Annotated in this window: 11 protein-coding genes; 4 read left to right on the top strand and 7 right to left on the bottom strand. The window is 68.2% G+C overall.

Annotated elements, in window-relative coordinates; all coding sequences use genetic code 11:
• Position 1 precedes the first annotated feature (1 nt).
• Positions 2–481 carry a nitroreductase family deazaflavin-dependent oxidoreductase gene (locus tag ACWDPV_RS20280; RefSeq protein ID WP_449744396.1) on the bottom strand — a complete coding sequence of 160 codons (480 nt, stop codon included), beginning with the start codon at positions 479–481 and terminating at the stop codon, positions 2–4.
• Positions 482–603: 122 nt separating this feature from the next.
• Here ACWDPV_RS20280 and ACWDPV_RS20275 point away from each other — a divergent pair, with 122 nt between their 5' ends.
• Complete coding sequence (locus tag ACWDPV_RS20275; RefSeq protein ID WP_449744395.1) at positions 604–1,125, top strand: hypothetical protein; 522 nt, start codon at positions 604–606, stop codon at positions 1,123–1,125.
• A 22-nt stretch (positions 1,126–1,147) separates the two neighbouring features.
• Here the strand turns inward: ACWDPV_RS20275 and ACWDPV_RS20270 are convergent, their stop codons facing one another.
• Together ACWDPV_RS20270 and htpG are read right to left on the bottom strand one after the other, a co-directional pair.
• Positions 1,148–2,194, bottom strand: a complete 1,047-nt coding sequence (locus ACWDPV_RS20270) for a hypothetical protein (protein WP_449744394.1) — start codon at positions 2,192–2,194, stop codon at positions 1,148–1,150.
• Positions 2,191–4,182: a molecular chaperone HtpG gene (htpG, locus tag ACWDPV_RS20265; protein ID WP_449744393.1), complete on the bottom strand. Its 1,992-nt coding sequence runs from the start codon at positions 4,180–4,182 to the stop codon at positions 2,191–2,193. Before htpG ends, ACWDPV_RS20270 begins: the two co-directional genes overlap by 4 nt.
• A 154-nt stretch (positions 4,183–4,336) precedes the next feature.
• Between htpG and ACWDPV_RS20260 the strand changes: the two genes are divergently transcribed.
• Entirely contained in the window at positions 4,337–5,089 is a 753-nt protein-coding gene (locus tag ACWDPV_RS20260; protein WP_449744392.1) for a PIG-L family deacetylase, read from the top strand.
• A 93-nt stretch (positions 5,090–5,182) separates the two neighbouring features.
• On the opposite strand, the gene recD is transcribed toward ACWDPV_RS20260, so the two are convergent.
• Genes recD through ACWDPV_RS20240 form a run of 4 tightly spaced genes read right to left on the bottom strand, consistent with a single transcriptional unit; the run spans position 5,183 to position 14,457 of the window.
• Positions 5,183–7,060 carry an exodeoxyribonuclease V subunit alpha gene (gene recD, locus ACWDPV_RS20255; protein ID WP_449744391.1) on the bottom strand — a complete coding sequence of 626 codons (1,878 nt, stop codon included), beginning with the start codon at positions 7,058–7,060 and terminating at the stop codon, positions 5,183–5,185.
• Entirely contained in the window at positions 7,057–10,524 is a 3,468-nt protein-coding gene (locus ACWDPV_RS20250; protein ID WP_449744390.1) for a UvrD-helicase domain-containing protein, read from the bottom strand. Before ACWDPV_RS20250 ends, recD begins: the two co-directional genes overlap by 4 nt.
• On the bottom strand, positions 10,521–13,946 hold the full coding sequence (recC, locus tag ACWDPV_RS20245; RefSeq protein ID WP_449744389.1) for an exodeoxyribonuclease V subunit gamma: 3,426 nt from the start codon (positions 13,944–13,946) through the stop codon (positions 10,521–10,523). Before recC ends, ACWDPV_RS20250 begins: the two co-directional genes overlap by 4 nt.
• Positions 13,947–13,959: 13 nt before the next feature.
• On the bottom strand, positions 13,960–14,457 hold the full coding sequence (locus tag ACWDPV_RS20240) for an acyl-CoA thioesterase (protein WP_449744388.1): 498 nt from the start codon (positions 14,455–14,457) through the stop codon (positions 13,960–13,962).
• A 229-nt stretch (positions 14,458–14,686) separates the two neighbouring features.
• Here ACWDPV_RS20240 and ACWDPV_RS20235 point away from each other — a divergent pair, with 229 nt between their 5' ends.
• Complete coding sequence (locus tag ACWDPV_RS20235) at positions 14,687–15,292, top strand: GNAT family N-acetyltransferase (RefSeq protein ID WP_449744441.1); 606 nt, start codon at positions 14,687–14,689, stop codon at positions 15,290–15,292.
• A gap of 112 nt (positions 15,293–15,404) precedes the next feature.
• Entirely contained in the window at positions 15,405–16,841 is a 1,437-nt protein-coding gene (locus tag ACWDPV_RS20230; RefSeq protein ID WP_449744387.1) for an NAD(P)/FAD-dependent oxidoreductase, read from the top strand.
• Positions 16,842–16,847: the final 6 nt, after the last annotated feature.

Genomic DNA, 16,847 nt, shown 5'->3' with positions numbered 1-16,847 from the left:
GTCACCCGGGTTCGATCGGGGTCAGCTCGAACACCGGGATCAGCCGGTCGGTGCGTACCTCGTACAGGTCGAAGTTGGGCCAGACCCCACGCAGATCCTGCCACGCATCCGCGCGGGCCTGCTCGTGCAGTTCGCGCACCCGTACCGGCACCGTCGCTCCGTGGTCGAGGATCGCGGCGGTGTCGGTCGCACGCAGGTTGTACACCCACTGCGGCGTCGTCGCACCGCCGAAGTAGGAGCCCGCGATCAGCCATGAGCCGTCGGCGCGAGGCACCGCCAGCAGCCGGGTCCGGCGCACGACGCCGCTGCGGCGACCCGCGACCACGAGCGTGGTGTTGGGCAGTCCGGCGATGTCGAGCAGACCGTAGCGTTCGCCGGTGACCTTTCGAAGAGCGTTGTCGCACTTGACGATCTGCGGGAGGTACCGCGGCATCCACGGGACCGACCCGATCCGTACCGCCGCGGGGGTGAGTATGCCCATCACCCGAGTCTGTCATGGCGACCGGCCATCATCACCGAACGGCGCCGCCGGTGTCAACGTCGCCGTCCACAGGTGTGGATCGGGCCGGCCACTCGACCCGAGATCGGGCGCACGATCAGACCATGACACACAACGCCTCTCACATCCCCGATCCGACGACCGATGCATTGCCGGACGCGCTACCCGACGCCGACCCGATCCCACCGATCGACACCGCCGACCTTCCCTTTCATGACGCCGACGAACTGCGTCAACGCTGGCGCGCGCTCATGGGACCGCTGGGATTCGGTGAGCCGATGTTGTGGCTCCTGTTCGTCGAACGTGACAGCCACCTGATCAAGGCCATCAACAAGCTTCCACTGCCGACCACGCCGGACCCTGAGTTGATCGATCTGCTCATGCACCGGTTCGGCGAAACGCTGGAGAACACCATCGGAATGTCGGTGGCGTGCCTGCTGAGTCGCCCGGGCGCGGACGGCATCACGCCCCGCGATCGGGGTTGGGCGATCCTGCTCACCGAATGCGCTGCACGCCACGGTGTTCGGTTGCAGCCTCTGTTCCGCGCCAACGACATCAACGTGGTCGGACTCGAGGTGCACCATCGCTCGACCGCAGACCACCGACCACTCAACGAGGCGTCCTGATCGAGATCACGGCTCCGACTTGTCACCCGTCCGACGGCGTGTAGGTGGGCGCCGGCGTGTCACTCATGTCCACCGTGCCCTCCATCGGCTGTTCCACCGTCGCCCGGACCGGGCGGTCACCGTAGGTCGGCGTGAAGGTGACCTGCCACGTGACGCTGCCGAAGACCGACACCCGGGTCGGGTCGGCCTGGCCCACGTCGACAGCGAGATCGTCGAGGTCGTCTTGTGCCGTCCACTGCACGGAACCGGGCCGGGCATCCCGGTAGAGCCGCTGAACGCAGCCGGGCCGGTCCGTCGACGCGTCGGCCTGGGTCGATGCAGCGCACCCGTCGAGGTGGCCGCGCACCGCGGCATCGACGGCTCGCCGTCCCGACTCGCTCAGCGCGGCGACGAGATCCGGGGTCGGCGTGGCCGCAGAGCCGCCGGGCACGTCGGCGGCGTCGGTGGCGGTACCGTCGGGGGCCGCCACCGCCAGATACGGATTGGTGCTACCCCACAGGAGGCGTCCCGGGAACACGTACGCGCTGGCGCGACCGGCCACCGTGATGCCGAACAGGGTGAGCCCGGGGATAGGGCTCGCGGCGACCGAGACGGACCGAACCCCGTCGGTGACCAACCACCGTCGGTGATCCCGGGTGAGCGTGTAGGTGGTGCTCACCGCATGATCACCGATGCGGAACGCCGCACCGACGACCGCCCGGTCGCCGGTCGGTGCGGACGTTTCGGCGGTGCTGTCGGTGGCCTCAGTGATGCCGGTGGTGCCGGTGTCGGTGATCCGCACGTCACCGATCGGGGCCGCCTCGTGCTGACGGGCCAGCGCGTCGTCGGTGAGGAACGCCATCGACGGCACAGCCACGATGAGTCGTCGGGCCGTAGAGCCGTCGGCGCGGGCGAGGGCGTCGAGGAAGGCCCGCACCGTGTCTTCCGCCGTCGTCGGTTGCTCCGGGGCCGTCGTCGGCACCCGCACGATGAGCACCGCCACGAGCGCGACGGCCGCCGCCACCACCGCGGCGCCCCCGGCGATCCATCGCCACCGGGGTGCGCGCCGGGTGGTCGGCGGCAGACTCACCCCTGCGGTGTCGCCAGTGCGTCGGTCAGCTGGGTGGCCAGCAGCCGCGCGAACGCCGCCGGGTCGTCGAGTTCGCCGCCCTCGGCGATCAGTGCCATGCCGTAGACCAGGCGTGCGGTCGGGATGAGCGCCGAATGATCCTCCGACGCCCCGAATGCGGTGTTCAAACCGGTCACCAGCGGGTGATCGGCATTGAGTTCCAGAGCGCGCTTGGTCTTGGGGACCTCCTGGCCGGAGGCGCGGTAGAGCTTCTCCAGCTGCGGCGACATCGAGAAGTCGTCACCCACCAGGCAGGCGGCGGATTCGGTGAGGCGCTTGGACAGCCGAGCCTCGGTGATGTCGTCGGACAGGGCCTCACCCAGCCACGTCAGCAGCGGTGCGAACTCCGCGGACTTCGTCTCGTCGGCGGCGTCGTCGGATTCCGTCTCGCCGTCGATGGCGTCGAGATCCACCGCGCCCTTGGCCACCGATTGGAAACTCTTGCCCTCGAATTCCAGGCCCGATCCGACCCACATCTCGTCGACCGGATCGTCGAGGACGAGAACCTCGATCCCCTTGGCGCGGAACGCCTCCAGGTGTGGTGAGCTCTCGATCTGCTGGCGCGATTCGCCGGTCATGTAATAGATCGACTTCTGGTTCTCCGGCATCCGTCCGACGTAGTCGGCCAGCGAGGTCAGGTCGTCGTCGCTGTGGGTGGAGGCGAAGACCGAGGCCTTGAGGATGGCGTCGCGATTGTCGAAATCGTTGACGAGACCTTCCTTGAACACACGCCCGAAGGTGGTCCAGAAGGTCTGGTAGTCCTCGGCGCGCGCGGCCCGCATCTCGCTGACGGTCGAGATGATCTTCTTGGTGAGGCGACGGCGGATGGCGCGGATCTGTCGGTCCTGCTGCAGGATCTCGCGAGAGACGTTGAGCGACAGGTCCGCCGCGTCGACGACACCCTTGACGAACCGCAGGTATTCCGGCATCAGTTCGTCGCAGTCGTCCATGATGAACACCCGCTTGACGTAGAGCTGGATGCCCACGTTGCGTTCCCGCATGAACAGATCGAACGGAGCCTGAGTCGGAATGAACAGCAGCGCTTGGTATTCGAAGGTGCCCTCGGCCTTGAGGGTGATGATCTCCAACGGCTTGTCCCAGCCGTGGGAGACGTGCCGGTAGAACTCCTCGTACTCCTCGTCGGACACCTCGTCACGCGAGCGTGCCCACAGGGCCTTCATCGAGTTGATGGTCTCGGCCTCGACGGTGGTGACCGTTGTCGGTTCGCCACCCTCCTCGGCGGCCGGTGTCGTGGTGGTCTTCTCCACGTCCATCCGAATCGGCCAGCCGATGAAGTCCGAGTATTTCTTCACCAGCGAACGCAAGGTCGCCGCGTCGGTGTAGTCGTGCAGGTGATTCTCGGTGTCGACGGGCTTGAGCGTCAGGGTGACCGAACTGCCCTGCGGCGCGTCGTCGACGTCACCGATGGTGTAGGTGCCGTCGCCGGTGGATTCCCAGCGCGTTCCGGTCTCTTCGCCCGCCTTACGGGTGACCAGGACGACGGAGTCGGCCACCATGAACGTCGAGTAGAAGCCGATACCGAACTGACCGATGAGTTCCTCGGTGGTGGCCGCGTCGCCGGCCTTGCCCGCCTCGGCGAGCTTCTTGCGCAGTTCGGCGGTGCCCGACTTGGCGACGGTGCCGATGAGTTCGATGACCTCCTCGCGCGACATGCCGATGCCGTTGTCGCGCACGGTCAGCGTGCGAGGGGTTCCGTCGGCGTCATCGCCGCCGCCCTGCGCGTCCAGGGTGATGTGCAGATCCGATGTGTCGACATCGAGATCCTTGTTCAGCAAGGACTCCAGGCGCAGCTTGTCCAACGCATCGGACGCGTTGGAGATCAGCTCGCGCAGGAAGCTGTCCTTGTTCGAATAGATCGAATGGACCATCAGGTCCAGCAGTTGCCGGGTCTCGGCCTGGAATTCCCGGACTTCGGATTCAGTACTCAACGACGACCTCCACGTGACAGCTGATCGAACAACGAAGAATCTTAGCGAGCACCGGAACAAGTACCCTGAACAGGGTGTGACGATTCCGGCACGGATCGCCCACACCGCCCGACCCCGACACCCGAGACGGAACCCATGGGAGGCCGCGCCGCCGATGAAGCTCCCCCGCGTGATGTGCGTTCACGCCCACCCCGACGACGAGTCCCTGTGGACCGGTGGCACGATCGCCCGGCACGTCGACCTCGGTGGCGAGATATCGGTGGTGACCACCACCTGGGCACGCGGGACCTCACGGCACGCCGAGCTGTGTCTGGCGCTGCAGGAACTGGGTGTGACCTCCGAGCCGATCATGATGGGTTACGCCGACGACGGGGTGCCCGAGTCCGCACCGGGGCGTGAGCGATTCTGCGACGGCAGGTTCGACCGCCAGGTCAAGGAACTCGTCCGGCACATCCGGCGCATCAAGCCGGACATCGTCATCACCTACGACGCAGCGGGGATCTACGGGCACCGCGATCACGTGCATGCCAACCGGCTCGCCTGCGCCGCGGCCGACGCCGCCGCGGTACCCATGCTGCACCGCAGCACCGGACCGCCATGGCGGGTCAAATCGCTGTATCTGGCGACCGTCCCCATCTGGATGGTCGAGGCCGTCGCCGACGACCTGTTCCCGACCATGTCGAAGTACGCGCTGCCCGGTACCCAGCCCGGGATGATCGACCTCGAACTCGACGTGTCGAAGTGGGTGGATCGTAAGGCGGCGGCCATTCGTGCACACCGCTCCGAGGTCGAGCGCAGCTACATGATCTCCCATCTCATGAATCTGCCCCCGGAGAAGCGGGACCCGTTGCTCGGTACCGAGAACTACATCCGGCGCGATCTCGTGCGTGGCGGTGTCGACCTGTAGGACCCCCTGGAGGACCACTGACGGCGCCCGGCGCTGTCAACGAGGCGCGAACTCACGTCTCCGGCTCGGTGGTCGGCGTCGGTTCGGGGCCGCTCACGGTTCGGGGTCGATCATGGGACGAATGGCCGAACGCAAGCCACTGGCGCGGTGCACCCGCCGGTCGACGGCCGCCCGCAGCATCTCGGGCGTTCCCACGATCCGCACCGTCGACTGTGCTCGAGTGATGGCTGTGTACAACAACTCTCGGGTGAGCAGCGGGGAGTCGGCGGGTGGCAACACCACGGTCACGGCGCCGAACTGGCTGCCCTGACTGCGGTGAATCGTCATCGCGTACGCCCACATCGTCTCGGCGAGCCGATGCGGCGCGACCATCACCGGCTCGCTGAACTCGCTGCGCCGGAAGGCGACGGCGTCGCCCTCCGCGCGGTGGATCATCACCCCGCAGTCACCGTTGAACACCTTGTTCTGCCGGTCGTTGGCGGTGACCAGAATCGGCACGCCGGGAATCGGGCGGGTGCGGTCGGCCACGAGATGGGCGTGTCCGGCGGCTTCCGCGAGCCACTCGACGATCCGTCGGGTCCATCCCTCCACTCCCCACTGACCATCCCGGTGCGCGCACAGCACGCGGTGGGTGTCGAGGGCGTCGAGTGCGGCGGACGCGTCACCGCTCGTCGCGGCCGACCGCAGCGCCCGCCCCCAGGCGACGACCGCGGCGCGGATTCCCGGATCCTCGGGTTCGACGAGGACGACGTCGTCGATGGCATCGTCGGCGACCAGTTCGAGGACGTGGTCGGCGTCGCCGACATTGACCGCCGCAGCCACGTCGGCGATGCCGCCGCGATTGCGGAAATTGTCGGTGAGGGCGACGATTCCGTCGGCCAGTCTGGGAAGTTCGGCATCGGCCAGGCCTGCGGTGGCCACCAGATCCGCGAGCGCGGCGTCGATGGGCACCCCTGCTGGTTCGCGTTCCACGAGGTCGGCGAGGACGGCTCCGGCCTCCACCGACGCGAGCTGGTGCGGGTCGCCGACGAGAATCAGACGGGCGGTCGGCCGTACCGCCTCCAACAGGTGACTCATCGCGGTGACCGACAGCATCGAGGTCTCGTCGACGACGACCACGTCGTGCGGTAGCCGGTTGGTACGTCCGTACCTCGGAACCGAACCCGGTCGCCACCCCAACAGTCCGTGGACGGTGACCGCATGGACCGCCGGCTCCGCGGTGGTGTCATTCCCCCGCATGCCGTCCAACGACGCCTGCAATTGGGCGACCGCCCGGCCGGTGGGAGCGCATACCGCAATCTGCAGGCGTGACCCGCCGAGCCGATCGAGTACGGCGAGGATCCGCGCGACCGTATAGGTCTTGCCCGTGCCGGGACCGCCGGTCAGGACCGAGGTCCATCGTGATGCCGCGATCGCCGCAGCGAGTCGTTGCCGGGGTGAGGCGGTGGGGCTCGTGGTGAACGCGTCGTCGACGGCGGCCACGATGTCCGAGATTCCCACCTCGGGAGCGTCATCGGCACGCTCGGCGAGCGTGGTACGAATGATCTCCTCCTGCTCGAAGTAGCGACCGAGATACAGCAATGGGCCGTCATCGGAGTCGACCAGCACCAGCGGACGCAGGGGTCCCGACTCCGATCCCACGATCAGCGGGCAGGTACGCAGTGCGTCCACCATCTCGTCGACCGTGGGCAGTGTCATCCGGTCGGCCGTGGAATCCTCGCCGTCGGAGTCGACGGGGGTGGCGCCGACCGGGTCGAGGTCGACCAGCGCCAGACATGTCGAACCCTGCCGGACCGCGCGGACCGCGAAGGCGGCCGCGAGTTGCGCCACCTCGGAGACGGATTCGCCACACAGGTCGACGAGGCGGGAGACGACGTGCACGTCGGCGGCGTCGAGAAATCCGGCGACGTTGGCACGTCCGAGGATTCCCTGGGCGGCCAGAACCCGTTGTGGCCCCGTGGATATCGTCACGACTCCACTCCTCTCGCCCGGTCCCCGGCGCTCCGTGCGCCTCGCGTGTCGCACCCCGACCCCGACAACAGATCCGACAGCGAAATGATCAGTTCGGTGGGGACGTTCCACTCGAAGACCCCGCACCCCAACGGGGTGTCGGGTCCGATCATGCCGCGCACGAAGTGATACTGGACCGGACCCAGATGCTCGGCCGGATGGTATCCCGGCAGTCGCCATCGCAGATACCGGTGCAGCGCAACCGAATACAGCAAGGCCTGCAGCGGGTAGTGGGAACGGATCATCTCACCGGCCATCGCCGGAGTCGAGAAATCGGTTGCGTGCAGGTCGCCGGGACGCAGCCGGTTGGTCTTGTAGTCGACGATCACGAAGCGCCCCTGCGGTGTTCGGAGCACCGAATCGATGCTTCCGGTGAGGAAGCCGCGGAGCGTTCTGGCGGGCAGTGCGCCGAGAATGTCGGCGTAGTCGCGCAGTTGGTCGTCGTCGGGCAACATCCGTGCCATCAGCCCGGCGATCTCGGAGAGTGCCGCCGCCCCGTCGGCGTCGCCCAGTGGAAGCTCGAAGTCGAGTTCGGCCAGCCGATCACGCGGTGGGATGCTCCACAGGTCGCCGAAACCCAACGGTGTCGTCAGCACCGCGTCGAGGGCGGTGGTCAGTGATTCGGCGTCCACCGACAGCGCGTACCGCGCCGCCGACCGGGAACAGAGGTCGCGCACATGGGTGTGGCGATCCGGCGCCGCGGTGTCGACGTATTCGAGGACTTCGTGTACGAACGTCCCGAACGCCGCACCGAAGGGCATGCCGTTCATCAGGGACATGCCGGCTTCGTCTGCCGCCCCGCCGGTCTCGGTATCGACCACCTCGGCGACATCACCGGGAACCGCAGGCTCGTCGACGGTCACCTCGGCCTCGGGTTCGCTTCCGGCATCGGGGGTTTCGGCGGCCGGTCCGTGCGCGGCGCCGGCGATGATGGCCGAATACGAGGTGCGCTGCCAGGAGGTGTCGATCTTCCCGCCGAAGATCGCCGCCGACAATTCCGCCGGTTCGGCACCGTCGGTTCCCGACTCCCAGCGACCCGGGTCCGCGCCGACCGCGCGTTCGACGCTGATCGACGAGGTGCCGGCACCCAGCTGGGTCAGCCGGGCCGCGCATTCCGCCGGATCGGGGACCGGCACCGTCTCCGGGATGTCGGTGCCCACAGCGAGATATCCCGGCGTACGGCCGAATACGAGGCGATGCAGTGCCGAATGCGATGTCCCCTGCGACGGTGCCCACCACATCACGACCTGCGACGCGGCCCGGGTGAGCGCGACATACAGTTTCCGCAGGTCCTCCCCCGATTCCTCGGACATGCTGCGGCGCAATCGTTCCGATCGTCCGGTGGTGTCGGGTCCACCGACGTCGAGAAACCGCGTCTGGTTCTCATCGTGGAAACGGAACGTCTTCGGAGACGGTACCCGTGCGCCATCCCAGCCGAACGGAACGTACACGATGGGGAACGCGAGTCCCTTGCTGGCATGCACCGTCATGATCTGCACGACGTGGGTGTCGCGGTCCAGGCGCCGCGTCTGCTCGTCCGATCGCCGCCACCGCGACACGTCCTCGATGCGGTCGGCCAGCCATTCCTGCACCGACGACAGACCACAATCGTTCTCCACCACATGCCTGTTGCACACCGTGGCCACCTGCATCAGGTCGGTCAACGCACGCTCACCGTCGGCGGTGGCGAGCACCCTGGCCGCCACTCGCCGGTCACCGAGCACCCGCTGCACCAGTGCGGCGAAACCACCGATGTCGAATACCTTTGCCAGATCCGATAATTGGGCCGCCAACTCGGTCCGTGCGTCGTCGCTCGCATCGGCGAGGTCATCGGGCGTCCAGCCGATCAGCGGGGTCATCGCGGCCAGCGCCACCCGGTCGGTCCGCGACGGCGACTCGATCGCCCGGATCAGCCACAACCAGTGCCGCGCACTCATCGTGGAGAAGACGCTGGTCCCGGTGCCGACCACCGATCCGACGCCGTGACCGGCCAAGGCGCGCTGCAGTGGCTCGATCGTCTTGTTGGCCACCACCAGGATCGCGATGTCGCCCGGGTGCACCGGCCGGGTGTGCCCGTCGACGGTGAGTTCGGTGCCCGACGAGAGCAGTCGGGTGATATCGGCCGCGACATCGCCGATCACGGCATCACGAATCGCGCTCACCGGCGCGAATCCGCTGCGGCCGCGCACCGGGAAGTCGTCGACGTCGAACCAGCGCACCCGCAGCGGGGTCGCCCCCGGCCCGCGCAGGCGACTGCCGGGATGTGCCGATTCCACCGGATACACGGTGATCTGCGAACTGCCCAGGTTGGCACCGCCGTACACCCGATACAGCGCGGTGACGAGGTCACCGTCGGTACGCCAGTTGTTCTCGAGGGCGCGACGCTCGTCGGCCACCGCGACCGCATCGAGGTAGCTGAGCACCTCGGCGCCGCGAAAGGCGTAGATCGACTGTTTGGGGTCCCCGACCAGCACCAACGGCTTGTGCCCGTGGAAGCAGCGCCGGAGGATCTCCCATTGGAAGGGGTCGGTGTCCTGGAACTCGTCGACGAGGACCAGACCGAATGCATCGCGGATGCGGGCGCATGCGTCGTCGCCCACATGGGTGTCGGTGACGATGGAATACAGGATCATCTGGAGGTCGTCGTAGGTGCGCACCCGCGCGAGGAGTTTACGCTCGTTGACGATCTCGCGGACCCGGCTGCAGAAGCGGACGCGGCGGGCCGCGATGCGGTCATCGGCGTCGGCGTTCTCCCCCGCCGGATCCGACGGTGCCAGTGCCACACCGGGATTGCGGACGGCGTCCTTCGCGATGACGATGGCGTCGTCGAGGCCGAAGACCGGTTCTTCCGCGTCGCGGACGAACCCCTGGAAGTACAGATCGCGGGCGGCGTCCTCGACGAGATCGTCGACGTCCTCGACGATCTCGTAGATCAGTTCCCGCTCACCGAGGAATCCGAGGGCCTCGAGCATGCGATTGCAGAAGGTGTGCGTCGTGGCGATGGTGGAGGCGTCGAAATCCGACAGTGCCCGGGTGAGTCGGTCACGGCGGGACGCGACGTCGGCCGGATCGCCGGTCAGCAGCATCCGCAGCAGAGGGTCGGTGCCGGGGTCGGCCTCGGTGTCGGTGGTGGCCGCCGGACTCAGCGCCTCGGCGAGACGCCACAATCGGCTGCGCATCCGCTCCCGCAATTCCGCTGTCGCCGAACGACTGAACGTGATGAGGAGCAGTTCGTCGATGGCCACCCCCTCGGCGATGTGACGGGCGGCGATGTCGACGATCGCGTAGGTCTTGCCGGTGCCGGCGCTGGCCTCCACGACCGTGGTGCCGTCGCCGACGCCCTCGACGATGTCGAAGGCGAGCGGGGCCCGCGTCCCTGCCTCGGCCGCTGCCGTGTCCATGAACTCTTCGGCGTGCGATGTCATCGGATCACCTCGTGGGCCAGCAGCGGTTCCCAGATCCGGGTGGCCAGCGCGCCGAACATCGGCTCGCCGGGCACCAGACCGATCGCCGACCACCGCGGATCGTCGGGAATGGGCACCTCGGTGAGCGCGTCGAATCCCACCGCGGTGGTGACGTCGTCACCGTAGGCGAATCGGATGTACGGATCGGCCTGCGCGCCAAAGCGATAGTCGAACTTCGCTGCCGCCGCGCGGCGCGCGATCTCCGCCGAGCTGCCCCGCACACACTTCTCGGCGTATGCCAGACCGGGATCGAGTGGGACGGGCAACGGTACGCACAATCCGAGGCGATAGATCGCGATCAGGTCGGCGAGTACCGCGGTCGGATCGTCGGGGACCCGCAGGCTCACCGCCGTCACGTGGGATGACCTGCGGTCGGCCCGTCCGATGACGACCGCCGTGTGGATTCTCTCCCCACTCGGCGCGGACTGCTGCTGCGCTTCCGCCGTCGCGAGCAGCCGTACCCACGCGGCGAGGCGTTGCTTCGCCCGGATCTTCGAGTAGGTCGCCTCGATGATGGTCTCGCCGTAGACATCCGGCACACTGCCGTGCAGCCGGCCGCCGTCGGGCAGATCGAGCACCACGTCGCGGGAGCCGCCCGACCCGGTGCGGAGCCCGGCCGCCACCCGATGCACGTTACCCACCTGCCGTGAGATGCGGATCAGTTCGCGGCGCCCGAACTCGATGGGCGGCAGACTCCCCCGGCGCATCTCGGCCATCTGGGCGGTGCGCAGGTCCACGCCCGCGAGTGTCTGACGCAGCAGTCGGTCGCCGATGGCCCATTCATCGAGGCCGGCGACGGCCACGTCGAGCCGGTCGGAGTCCTCGGCGTCGTCGTCCGGAAGCCGGGCACCGAGACGCTGCCGGATGAACCCCTCGATCGGATTGCCGAAAAAGGCGGTGAGCGAACCGAGTTCGATGTCGGCGGACACCGATTCCGAGTCGGCGGGCATGGTGATGTCGGCGACCCGTGCGGGGGCGTGATGGTCACCGCCGACCGCCCGCGCCCCGGCGAGCAGGGCGGTGTCATAGCCGAATGGTCCCTCGACGCCTTCGAACGCACCGGGCGTGAAGTTGCGGGCGTCGAAACCGTGCAGCGGATGTCGGCAGATCACCGCGTCGGGTTCGGTGCCGGTCAATGCCGCGACGACCTCGGTGAGTTCGCTGACCACCACCGCCGGCGGTACCCGGGTACCGCGCACCGGGTCGGCTCCGGTGTAGAAGACGAGAAGGTGTTCGTGCGCGGCGTTGACGGCGTCGAGAAACAGTTGCCGATCCTCGTCGCGGGGTTGCCGTTCACCGAGCATCGGCACCCGGCCGAGGACGTCGTCGCCGTCGATCCGCAACGCGCGCGGAAACGCATCGGTGTCGATGCCGAGCAGCACGACGACCCGATGAGGCACCGTCCGCATCGGTACCAGGGTGCACACCGTCAACTCACCGGTACGGAAGTTCGCGCGCGTCGGCCGTCCCGCGATCATCGTCGCCACGAGATCCCGCACATCCGACAGCCGCAGCACCCGCGAGGAGGTGTCGGATTCCGGATCGGCACCGTCACCCAGGGATTCGGTGAGCGCCCGGGTTGCCGCCGCGGTCTGCCACTCGTCGCCGGGAACGGTTGCCGTGAGGGTGGCGACGATGTCGAGGAGCGCCGCCGCCCACGCGGCGGCCGGCGCGCTTTCGGCCATGCGGGCGAGTAGGTCCCCGAGCCGGTCGACGAACTCCGCGAGCCGTCCCACGAGATCGATCTGGGTACTCTCCAGCCCCTCCATCGGGAGGGCGGTGCCCAGCCACAGTCCCTCGCCCGCGCCGGCGACCACACCCAGGGCGATGCGGTCCAGGCCCACGTCGAAGGTGCCCTGCGCCAATCCGGCCAACCCGAATCGGGCGCGCTGGGTGTTGTCGATCCCCCATCGGATACCTGTGCGGGACAACCATTCCCGTACCCATTCCAGGTCGTCGTCGGTCATCTCGAAACGTTGGGACACCGGCTCGAGGGCGAGTAGGTCGGCGACGTCGCCGGCGCTCACCCGGCCGGCGGCGAGTTCGACGACACGGGCGACGACGTCGAGGATCGGATTGACGTGGCGCAGTCCGCGGTCGGCCAGCCGGACGCGTAGGGCGGATGCGGGGTGGTCGAGCCCGGGCTGGCCGAAGACGCCGCGAATCAGCGGCGCGAAGGTCTCGACGTCGGGACACATGATGATGACGTCGCGCGGCTGCAGGGAGGCGTCGGCATCGAACAGGTGCAGGAGCCGGTCACGCAGCGCCTCCACCTGGCGTTCGGGCCCGTGGCAGGCATGCACTTCGACGGAGCTGTCCGGGGTCAGGATGCCCGGCCGGTCACGCGGATCGGTGTCGTCGCGAATGCCCTCCTGTACCGCAGCCAGCACCGAGGTGGGCGAGGCCGTCGGCTCGGCAGGCGCGTGGTGGATGTCGGCGTCGAGATCGTCCATGATGCGCAGCTGCAGTTCCTGCACGTCGCGGGACAGTCCGGACAGCAGGGGGTTTCGCAGTGCGGGCGGCGTCCATGAGGCGCGGCGCCGGTCGGTCGGTGCCGGTTGCGACGCGATCGCCGCCCAGAGCGCGGGTCCGGGATGCGGGATGAACAGATGCACGTCGCGGTGGGCCGCGAGGGACGCGGCGACCCGCCGGAAGGATTCGGTCACCCGCGTCGGTCCGAACACCGACAGCCGCTCGGGCAGGTCGGTCGTGGTCGCGTCGGCGGCCAGGCGCTCGCACACCGCGTCGAGCGCTTCGACCGGATGGGCGGCACCGATCCGCGACCGCACCTCACGCCAGAACCGGGGTTGCCAGGTCATGTCGTCGGGCAACCGCTGTCCCGAGCCGTCGGTGTCGTCACCCGACGCCCAGCCGGTGAGCATTGCCGGACGGTGACGCGCGTACCGCTCGAAGAGGTCGGCGATGTGACGGGCCGTCGCATACCGGCGGCCCACCCGCGGGTCGTCGGCCCGGGCGTCGGGCCCCAGGCCGACGTGGCGTGCGAGGACACGAAGATCCGGATCGGTGATCAGATCGTCGAGGACGTCGAGAACCGGCCACACCAGCGAGCCCGGCTGCCAGAGGTCGGTGGCGGCGGATTTCGCTGCCGACGTCGTCACCTGCTCGATGACGACGTCGGTGAGGGCAGCCGGTGAGGAGAAGTCGATGTTGGCAGCGATGCCGTCGGCAGTGCTTCGGCCGGCGCCGTCGGCGCCGGAGACGCCCAGTCGCGTGGCCAGTCGTTGCGACAGCCACCGCTCCACGCCACGCGCCGGGACCGCCACCACCTCGGTGCGCATGGGGTCGGCCAGTGGGGTGGTCAGCACCTGCCCCAGCGCATCGGCGAGGACGTCGGTGCGTTCGGCGCGGTGCAGGGTCAGCATCGAGGGACCCGGATCAGGCCTGGGGCCGCAGCGCCGGCAGGTCCCCGCGGTGAGCCTCGAGAACGGCCCGCGCCGCGGGCAGGATGGGGGTGGGTGCTCCGGTCTCCCGATCGATCGCGACCATCGTCGTCCGGGCCAACGCGACCAGCGTCCCGTCGGCCGCGGCCATCGTCGCACCGATCGTGTACGACGACGTCCCCAGTCGCGTGATGGCCAGGCGCACGCGCACCGGATCGACGCTGTAGAGCAGCGGCGCGCGGAACTCGATGTCCTGGCGTGCCACCAGTAGCGGCACCCGGTCGACACCGGCCGGGAACCACCGGGAGAAGGTCCGCACACGAGCCTCCTCGAGCAGGCGGGCGAATTGAACGTTGTTGACATGAGCGTTGATATCCATGTCGCCCCAACGCAATTGGAGGTCGATATCCACCGGGCCGACATCAGACTGGTCGGTCTCGGGGGCACGGCTTTCGCCGGAGACGGCGGCGGTGACGGACTGTTCTGGAGCCACGAACGGCAAGCCTATCGGTTCGGTCCGACAGCACTGCGGCCCACACACCAGCCCACATACCGGCCCACACACCGCACACCGATCCGACGGCCCCGACACGCGGGCGACAATCCGCGACGGACACCAGGGTCAGTCCGTACACTCGAGATCCACCAGAGCACCCGCCGCTCCGCATCACAGCCGGGGTTCTGACAGGTGAGTGCAGTTGGGTCGAGGCATTGGGGGCCGGGTGATCGTCGAGACATCGCGGATGCTGTTGCGTCCGGTCGATCGTCGCGACGTCGATCACCTCGTCCGGCTCGACAGCGACCCCGAGGTGATGCGTTTCGTGACCGGCGGAACCGCCACGCCCCGATCGACCATCGAAGGCTTCGTGGTTCCGCGCGCCGAAGCCGAGTTGCAGACCGGGCGCGGCGGAATCTGGACGGCGACCGATCGACGGTACGGGGTGTTCCTCGGCTGGGTGTCGCTGCGCGCTCCGCGGCATTCGGTGCAGCCCGAACTCGAACTCAGCTACCGTCTGCGACGCGAGTATTGGGGTCGCGGCCTGGCCACCGAGGCCGCCCGCGTCGTCACCGACGTCGCCTTCGCCGAGTTCGACGCGCAACGCCTGTTCGCGAGCACCACCGCGACACACGCCTCGTCGCGGCGTGTGATGGAGAAACTCGGCATGCAGATGTGCGCGCGCGACATCTGCGCCGATCCCGCAGCCTCCGATCCCGCAGCCTCTGATCCCACCGGCGCCGGCGAACCGGAGGTCGAATACGAAATGCTGCGGCGGCACTGGGAGATCACCGGCGCGCGGTACGGCGCCGCGACCGACCTCACCGCGTGAGCGGACACGGCTCAACGCCTTCGCAGCCTCACCGAGACCGATCGTCGCGCGGGGACTACCGTAGAGATGCGTTGCACACGCACGCCCACAATCGAGAAGGAGACGTTCTCGGATGAGCAGCCCCACCCCTTCGGCGCGTCCACAAGTCGTCATCATCGGCTCCGGTTTCGGCGGTCTTTTCGCCGCTCAGCGACTGAACAAGGTCGATGTCGACGTCACGCTCATCGCCAAGACGACGCACCACCTGTTCCAGCCGATGCTGTACCAGGTCGCGACCGGTATCGTCGCCGAAGGCGAGATCGCACCGGCCACCCGGGTGGTACTGCGTAAGCAGAAGAACACCAAGGTGCTCATGGGTGATGTCTTCGAGATCAACCTCGAGGCGCAGACCGTGACGTCACGTCTGCTCGAGCGCGTCACGGTGACCCCGTACGACAAGCTCATCATCGCCGCCGGCGCCGACCAGTCGTATTTCGGCAACGATCACTTCGCCGAATACGCGCCCGGCATGAAGACCATCGACCACGCCCTCGAATTGCGCGGCCGCATCCTCGGGGCCTTCGAGCAGGCCGAACTGTCCGACGACCCGGCCGAGCGGGCCAAGCTGCTGACCTTCGTGGTGGTCGGCGCGGGCCCTACCGGTGTCGAACTCGCCGGGCAGATCGCGGAGATGAGTGACAAGACCCTCAAGGGGGCCTTCCGCAACATCGATCCGACCGAGGCCCGCGTCATCCTGCTCGACGCCGCCCCCGCGGTGCTCCCGCCGTTCGGTCCGAAACTCGGCGGCAAGGCGGCGGCCCGGCTGGAGAAGATGGGCGTCGAGATCCAGCTGAACGCGATGGTCGTCGACCTCGATTACGACGGTCTGACCGTCAAGGAGAAGGACGGCACCACCCGCCGCATCGAATCCCAGTGCAAGGTGTGGTCGGCGGGTGTACAGGCCAGCCCGCTGGGCAAGCAACTGGCCGAGCAGTCCGGTGTGGAACTCGACCGCGCCGGCCGGGTCAAGGTGGGCCCCGACCTGTCCATCCCCGGCAACCCCGATGTGTTCGTCGTCGGCGACATGATGGCCGTCGACGGCGTGCCCGGTGTCGCCCAGGGTGCCATCCAGGGCGGGCGGTATGCCGCCGACGCGATCAAGGCGGAGCTCAAGGGACAGACGCCGGATCAGCGCAAGCCGTTCAGCTATTTCGACAAGGGATCGATGGCGACGATCTCCCGTTTCAGCGCGGTCATGCAGGTGCCGATCCCGGGCACCAAGAAGAAGTTCGAGACCGAGGGTTACTTCGCGTGGCTCGGCTGGCTGGCGCTGCACCTGGTGTACCTGGTCGGTTTCCGCAACCGGCTCAACACGATCGTCAACTGGTTCTTCGCGTTCTCCACCCGCGGTCGTACCCAGCTCGCCGTCACCGAGCAGCAGGTCTACGCGCGGACCGCGATCGGGCAGTTGTCGGAACTGGAGAAGAAATCGATCCCCGAGGTGGAGGCCGAATCGGTGGGCGCCGACGACCCCGCCCCGGGCGGCGACAAGACCGCCGAGGCCAGCTGACCCCGG

It is taken from the genome of Gordonia sp. NPDC003504, assembly GCF_053587995.1.
This window is presented reverse-complemented; position numbering and strand designations above follow the sequence as displayed.